General features: G+C 61.9%; 8 protein-coding genes. All 8 read left to right on the plus strand.

The annotated features are described in order from the left end of the window. Positions 1 to 22 precede the first annotated feature (22 nt). The 8 genes from N7607_RS21055 (at position 23) to N7607_RS21090 (ending at position 7,076) form a co-directional block, all read left to right on the plus strand. Positions 23 to 436: a CBS domain-containing protein gene (locus N7607_RS21055; RefSeq protein WP_279868516.1), complete on the plus strand. Its 414-nt coding sequence runs from the start codon at positions 23 to 25 to the stop codon at positions 434 to 436. A 31-nt stretch (positions 437 to 467) separates the two neighbouring features. Further along, positions 468 to 1,778: a glutathione-dependent formaldehyde dehydrogenase gene (locus N7607_RS21060; protein ID WP_279868513.1), complete on the plus strand. Its 1,311-nt coding sequence runs from the start codon at positions 468 to 470 to the stop codon at positions 1,776 to 1,778. An 8-nt stretch (positions 1,779 to 1,786) separates the two neighbouring features. After that, complete coding sequence (locus N7607_RS21065; protein WP_279868512.1) at positions 1,787 to 2,686, plus strand: DUF72 domain-containing protein; 900 nt, start codon at positions 1,787 to 1,789, stop codon at positions 2,684 to 2,686. Beyond that, positions 2,683 to 3,465 carry an endonuclease/exonuclease/phosphatase family protein gene (locus N7607_RS21070; RefSeq protein WP_279868511.1) on the plus strand — a complete coding sequence of 261 codons (783 nt, stop codon included), beginning with the start codon at positions 2,683 to 2,685 and terminating at the stop codon, positions 3,463 to 3,465. The genes N7607_RS21065 and N7607_RS21070 overlap by 4 nt, the downstream gene beginning before the upstream one ends. Further along, positions 3,462 to 4,673 carry a cardiolipin synthase ClsB gene (clsB, locus tag N7607_RS21075; protein ID WP_279868509.1) on the plus strand — a complete coding sequence of 404 codons (1,212 nt, stop codon included), beginning with the start codon at positions 3,462 to 3,464 and terminating at the stop codon, positions 4,671 to 4,673. The genes N7607_RS21070 and clsB overlap by 4 nt, the downstream gene beginning before the upstream one ends. Next, positions 4,670 to 5,650 carry a lysylphosphatidylglycerol synthase domain-containing protein gene (locus N7607_RS21080; protein WP_279868508.1) on the plus strand — a complete coding sequence of 327 codons (981 nt, stop codon included), beginning with the start codon at positions 4,670 to 4,672 and terminating at the stop codon, positions 5,648 to 5,650. Before clsB ends, N7607_RS21080 begins: the two co-directional genes overlap by 4 nt. Before the next feature lie 246 nt (positions 5,651 to 5,896). Then, entirely contained in the window at positions 5,897 to 6,259 is a 363-nt protein-coding gene (locus tag N7607_RS21085; protein WP_279868507.1) for a hypothetical protein, read from the plus strand. 85 nt (positions 6,260 to 6,344) lie between these two features. Next, the gene (locus N7607_RS21090) at positions 6,345 to 7,076 is read left to right on the plus strand and encodes an HNH endonuclease signature motif containing protein (RefSeq protein WP_279868506.1); all 732 of its coding nucleotides are present in this window, start codon (positions 6,345 to 6,347) and stop codon (positions 7,074 to 7,076) included. The last annotated feature ends 89 nt before the right edge of the window (positions 7,077 to 7,165 follow it).

Genomic DNA, 7,165 nt, shown 5'->3' on the forward strand with positions numbered 1-7,165 from the left:
ACTTTCGACACAGGAGGACGACATGAAGATCAGCGAAATCATGACCCGCAATGTGCAGACAGTGCAGCCCGACGACAGCATCCGCGAGGCCGCCGCGCTGATGGCGCGCATAGACAGCGGTGCCCTGCTGGTCGCGGAAGACGACCGCCTGGTGGGCATGCTCACCGATCGCGACATCGCCGTGCGCGCGGTGGCCGAAGGCCTGAACGGCGACACCCCGGTACGCCAGGTGATGAGCGACAACGTCTGTTACTGCTTCGAGGACGAAGAGGTGCAGCACGTGGCGCAGAACATGGCCGATATCCAGAAGCGCCGCCTGCCGGTGCTCACCCGCGAGAAGCGCCTGATCGGCGTGGTGTCCCTCGGCAATATCGCCAGCGCACGTAGCGACAGGTCCAGCAGCACCCTGCTGCGTGGTGTAGCCCAGGCCCATTGAGGCCGGCGGGCAGAGCGAGTCGGAGAACCGCATGAAAGCCGTAGTGTTCCATGATGTGGGCGACATCCGTCTCGACGACGTGCCCGAACCCGTCCTGCAAGAGCCCACCGACGCCATCGTGCGCCTGACCGCCTCGGCCATCTGCGGTACCGACCTGCACTTCGTGCGCGGCACCGTCGGCGACATGGCCAAGGGCACCATCCTCGGCCACGAGGGCGTCGGCATCGTCGAGGCCCTTGGCGAGGATGTGCGCAACCTGCAGATCGGCGACCGGGTGGTGATTCCTTCCACCATCGCCTGCGGCAACTGCTCGTACTGCCGCGCGGGCTACTACGCCCAGTGCGACGAGGCCAATCCCAACGGCAAGGAGGCCGGCACGGCCTTCTTCGGCGGCCCCTCGCCCTCCGGCCCGTTCCACGGGCTGCAGGCCGAGAAGGCGCGCATTCCCTTCGCCCATATCGGCCTGGTCAAGCTGCCCAGCGAGATCAGCGACGACCAGGCGATCCTCCTCTCGGACATCTTCCCCACCGGCTACTTCGGCGCGGAGATGGCCGAGATCACGCCCGGTGACACGGTGGCGGTGTTCGGCTGCGGCCCTGTCGGGCAGTTCGCCATCGCCAGCGCCAAGCTGTTCGGCGCCGCTCGGGTGTTCGCCATCGACCGCCTCGAAGACCGCCTGCGTATGGCGCGCCAGCAAGGCGCCGAGGTGATCAACTTTGATCATGAAGACCCGGTACAGACCCTGCGCCGGCTGACCAGCGGCATCGGCGTGGACCGCGCCATCGATGCGGTGGGCGTAGACGCCGAGTGCTCCTGCCATGCCAATTCGCAGCAGGTCGGCCAGTTCCGCGAGGAGATGGCCGCGGTGGCGCCCAAGACCCATCCGGACGGCGCCAACTGGCACCCCGGCAATGCGCCGAGCCAGGCCCTGCAGTGGGCGGTGGAGGCGCTGGACAAGGCCGGCACCCTGTCGATCATCGGCGTCTACCCGCAGCAGGCACGCGTCTTCCCGATCGGCGCGGCGATGAACAAGAACCTGACCATCAACATGGGCAACTGTCATCACCGCAAGTACATCCCGCTGCTGATCGACCTGGTACTCAACCACCGCATCGACCCGGCCAAGATCCTCACCCAGATCAAGCCGATGAGCGATGCCATCGAGGCCTTCAAGGCGTTCGACCGCCGTGACGAGGGCTGGATCAAGGTCGAGTTGCATCCACAGATGCAGCTGGGCATGGGCAGCGAGGAGCGCATCGAGCAAAGCGGCCTAGATCAGGCTCTGCAGGAATCCTCGACCGCCCGCGATACCTCGACCACAACGGTGCCCAAGCGCTCCTAGGGAATTCCATGAGTGACATTCGCATCGGTATATCGGGCTGGCGCTACGCCCCATGGCGTGGCGACTTCTATCCCAAGGGCCTGCCCCAGCGCAGGGAGCTGGAGTTCGCCTCGCGGGAGGTCAACAGCATCGAGATCAACGGCTCCTTCTACGGCCTGCAGACTCCCCAGCGCTACGCCAACTGGTATGCCGACACGCCGGATGATTTCGTCTTCAGCGTCAAGGCGCCGCGTTACATCACCCATGTGCGCCGCCTGCGCGATATAGCTCAGCCGCTGGCCAACTTTTTCGCCTCCGGTCCGCTGCAGCTGAAGGATAAGCTCGGGCCGATTCTCTGGCAGTTCCCGCCCAGCTTCGCTTTCGACGCCCAGCTGTTCCGTGACTTCCTTGCCCAACTGCCTCAGGACACCGAACAGGCCCACGACTGCGCCCTGCACGCCGAGGCACGCCTGCATGTGCCTGGCTATCTGGGCGCGGCACCGGGGCGGGCCTTGCGCCATGCGGTGGAGATCCGCAACCACAGCTTCCTCTGCCCAGCCTTTGTCGAGCTGCTGCGCAAGTACCACGTCGCCCTGGTGGTAGCCGACACCGCGGGCAAGTGGCCGTATGCCGAGGACATCACCGCCGACTTCCTCTATCTGCGCCTGCACGGCGACGTGAAGCTGTACACCAGCGGCTACTCGCCCCAGGCGCTGTTGCACTGGCAAACGCGCATCGAGGCCTGGACCGCCGGCAAGCAGCCGGTGGACGCCAGGCTGATCGACCCCGAGCACACGCCGGCCAAGCGCCAGCGTGATCTGTATTGCTATTTCGACAACGACGTGAAGGTGCGCGCGCCCTACGACGCGCGCCATCTGCTGGAAGGCCTGGGGCGCTTGCCACAGCGCCGCCAAGGAGAGCTGGCATGAGCGAGCCGATTCCGATCATGACGGTGGAGCGCGCGCCCGCCGTGCATCAGCTGAAAGTGCTGACGATCAACACCCACAAGGGCTTCACCGCGCTCAACCGGCGCTTCATCCTGCCGGAGCTGCGCGAAGCGGTGCGCGCCACCGGCGCCGATCTGGTGTTCCTGCAGGAAGTGCTGGGCACCCACCAGCGCCACGCCCGTCGGCACCAGAACTGGCCGGAGACACCACAGTACGAGTTTCTCGCCGACAGCATGTGGCCGCAATTCGCCTACGGGCGCAACGCGGTCTACCCGGACGGCGACCACGGCAATGCGCTGATGAGCAAGTTTCCCATCAGCCAGTACGTGAACCTGGATGTGTCCATCGGCGTGGTCGAGCAGCGCGGCCTGCTGCATTGCGTGCTGGATGTGCCCGGCCCGCGTCAGGTGCATGCCATCTGCGTGCACCTGGGCCTGCGCGAGGTGCACCGCCGCCAGCAGCTGGGCCTGCTCTGCCGCCTGGTCGAGAGCCTGCCGGCGGCCGCGCCGGTAATAATCGCCGGCGACTTCAACGACTGGCGCCAGACCGCCAGCGCAGTCCTCGCCGAACAGGGCATGCATGAGGTCTTCACCCACGCATTTGGCGAACCGGCCAAGAGCTTCCCGGCGCGCTGGCCGCTGCTGCGCCTGGATCGCATCTATGTGCGCAACGCCACCAGCCATGCGCCCGTAGCCCTGTCGACCCGCCCCTGGTCCCACCTTTCCGACCATGCCCCTCTGGCTGTGGAGATCCACCTATGAATTACAACTGGCGCGAAGGCAATCAGGTCCAGCTGCTGATCAACGGCGAGGAGTATTACCCGCGGGTCTTCGAGTGCATTCGTGCGGCGCAGCGGGAAGTGCTGATCGAGACCTTCATCATCTTCGAGGACAAGGTTGGCAACGAACTGCAGCAGGCCCTGATCGAGGCCGCCCAGCGCGGCGTGCGCGTCGAGCTGACGGTGGACGGCTACGGCACCGCCGACCTCAGTCCCGAGTTCGTCAGCGCCATGACCAGCGCCGGGGTCAATATCCATGTGTTCGACCCCAGCCCGCGCCGGCTGGGCATGCGCACCAACCTGTTCCGCCGCCTGCACCGCAAGGTGGTGGTGATCGACGGCGAGCGGGCCTTCGTCGGTGGCATCAACTATTCCGCCGACCATCTCGGCGACTTCGGCCCCATGGCCAAGCAGGATTACGCGGTGGAAGTCGTCGGCCCCATCGTGGCCGACCTGCACGCCGCCAGCCTGCGGGTGATGCGCCCGGCTCTCGAGGAGCCGAGCCAGGTACGCCCGGTCACCCGCCTGGCCGGCGATGCCCGCATGCTACTGACGGTGCGCGACAACGATGCCCACAGCCGGGATATCGAGGCCCAGTACCTGCTGGCCATTCGCTCGGCCAACTACCGCCTGGTGGTGGCCAACGCCTATTTCTTCCCCGGCTATCGCCTGCTGCGCGAACTGCGCAATGCCGCGCGCCGTGGCGTGCGGGTAACGCTGATCCTCCAGGGCCAGCCGGACATGCCCTGGGCTCGCGGCTTCTCGCGCATGCTGTACAACTACCTGCTGCGCGACGGCGTGGAAATCCACGAATACTGCCAGCGTCCGCTGCATGGCAAGGTCGCCCTGGCAGATCGCGAATGGGCCACCGTGGGCTCCAGCAACCTCGACCCACTGAGCCTGGCGCTGAACCTGGAAGCCAACCTGTTCATCCGCGATGCCCGCTTCAACCAGCAGCTCCACGAACACCTGCACACCCTGATCAGCGAGCACTGCAAGCGCATCAGCCTGGAGCGCGCAATCCGTGGCTACTGGTGGCGCGCTCCGCTGATCTTCCTGTGCTTCCACTTCACCCGGCTGTTCCCGGCCATCGCCTCCAGGTTCCCAGGCCACTCGCCGCGCCTGAAATCTCTGCGCCCGGAGCCCGACGAGCCGCATGACGCCCTCTGCAGCCAGGGTAAGCTGCCATGAGCAAGCCACATCCAAACCCCTGGATTCGCTGGGGCAAGCGCCTGCTCACCGCACTGTTCTTCATCATGGTGCCGGTGCTGCTGTTCATGCTGGTGAAGAACCTGGAGTGGAGCGAGGTAGTCGATGCCCTGCGCCGCTTCGACCGGCCAACCCTGGCGGCCTGTGTGGCGATCACCGTCGTCAGCTTCCTGTTGTTCGCCAGCTATGACCTACTCGGGCGCATCTATACCGGACACCACCTGCCGGCACGGCAGATACTGCCGTTAACCTTCGTCTGCTACGCCTTCAACCTCAACCTCAGCTCCTGGGTCGGCGCCATCGCCCTGCGCTATCGCCTCTACTCACGCCTGGGGCTCGGCGTGGCCACGGTGACGCGCATCCTCACCTTCAGCCTGATCACCAACTGGCTGGGCTACCTGATCCTTGCCGGCGGCGTATTCGCCCTGCGCTTGGTACGCCTACCGGAGCAATGGGAGATCGGCGCCACCGCGCTGCAGATGATCGGCGTCGCCCTGCTGCTGGTCGCCGCCGGATACCTGCTGGCCTGCCGCTTCGCCCGTCGCCGCTCCTGGACCTGGCGCGACCACGAAGTCACCCTGCCCCCCCTGCGCCTGGCGCTGGCCCAGGCCGGCATGTCCATGTGCAACTGGTCGCTGTCCAGCCTGCTGGTGTTCCTGCTCATGCCCGACGGCGTGGACTACCCCACCGTGCTGGGCATCATGCTGGTCAGCAGTATCGCCGGCGTCATCACCCACATCCCCGCCGGCCTCGGCGTGCTGGAGGCGGTCTTCATCGCCATGCTGCAAGGCCAGGCCTCCAAAGGTGCCGTCCTCGCCGCCCTGATCGGCTACCGCGCCATCTACCTGCTGCTGCCGCTGCTGGTGGCCGTGGTGGTGTATCTGGTGCTGGAGAAACGGGCCAAGAAGCTCAGGCAGAAATCGGAACAAGCCGGCCGCCTGAAAACCGAAGGCGCCTGATCTCCCCGCACGCCTCCGCGGATAGACAGCCTCAAGGCAAATCGAATAGGGTCGCAAACTAATCGCTGCTCCTGATGGAGCTGAAGTTTGTGAGCCCCTGTCGCTTTGCCTTCCTCTACTATGGCGCATTTGCTGATGCGCCCTTCAGGCCAAACAAGGACTTAGCGGACGACAAGGATGTTATGCGACACAAGTAGCGGAAGACATTACGCTACTTATGTCGTCTACTTATAGTTAGGGCTACACATGAAATTAATCTTCGCTGCGTTTTTGGCAATGATAAGCCAGTTCGTCTATGCAGGTTATGATCTGCATATTACTAAAAAAGATTTTTGGGCTGACGAGAACGGCCCGTGCATAAGTCGCGAAGAATGGAGTAATTACGTAAAAACGGACAGGCAAGTCCAACGCGACAATGAAAACTCAACAGATGATTTCTTAGTTTCTCTTGAGCTTGAGCAATTCCCTGTTTGGTACAACCCCGACCTTTGCGAAATTTACACCAAGGCCCCATCTAAAAACGCCATTAATAAACTCATAAAAATTTCTGAAGCTCTCGGAGCAAGAGTTCAAGGCGATGACGGCGAAAGTTATCCACTCACACCCTAACTAGTGGTTTAAACCGTTCGCTTCGCTCACTGGGACGGGCTAAAGCCCGCCCCTTAACCAAACGTTAGGCAATCGGAGATACATCGTGCGGATAACAGCGCACCAAATTGAGGAAGCCTACAAAGTTGCTGTTCAAGTCAACGAGAAAGTAATTTCAATGGAGGTCGGCGCAAGTCTTCTTGAAAAAATGCACGGCTTAAATATCAGCTCAGCTCGCGACTTCATAAACGACTATCGACTAATGCTTCAAGGCAAAGTATTTCAAAGAACAATGAGCGCACCAGCCATTGATTATTTTCTAACCCAAATAGCCAAAAACAATGGTGCAAGTGCGCTCGAAGTGGCTCTAGCATCTGTAAATAAGCATATTTTATATTACGAAGGTATTCGCAAGGTAAATCTAAACGCGATGCGCGCCGTCGTTAAAAGCCACGAAGCCCAGAATTCTGCACCGATATCACTGTCTACACATGAATCCTTATTTAGAGATGCAGTAACAAAATCCCTTGCCGACGAACCATCAAAGAGACAATCCCGACTTAAAAAAGCCGAGAAGCTTCCAGTCAAAGTAAAAGCCGTCACCGAGATATACCTGCGTAATGCTGATGTGGTTGCCGAAGTTCTGAGTCGCGCCTCAGGCTCCTGCGAGCGCTGCAAAAGACCTGCGCCATTTATTCGAAAAAAGGATGGCACTCCATACCTTGAGGTTCACCACATAAAGCAGCTAGCACATGGAGGAGAAGACACAGTATCTAATGCTATAGCCCTATGCGCTAACTGCCATAGGGAAATTCACTATGGTATGCCGCATGCCTAACAACACGTATATGGACTCTCCCCACAAGTAGTGGGCAAAAGCTTTTGATCTGCGCTGCCGTCGGTGCGGTTACATGCGTATATCCGGCT

This window comes from Pseudomonas sp. GD04019 (assembly GCF_029837695.1).
GTDB lineage: Bacteria > Pseudomonadota > Gammaproteobacteria > Pseudomonadales > Pseudomonadaceae > Aquipseudomonas.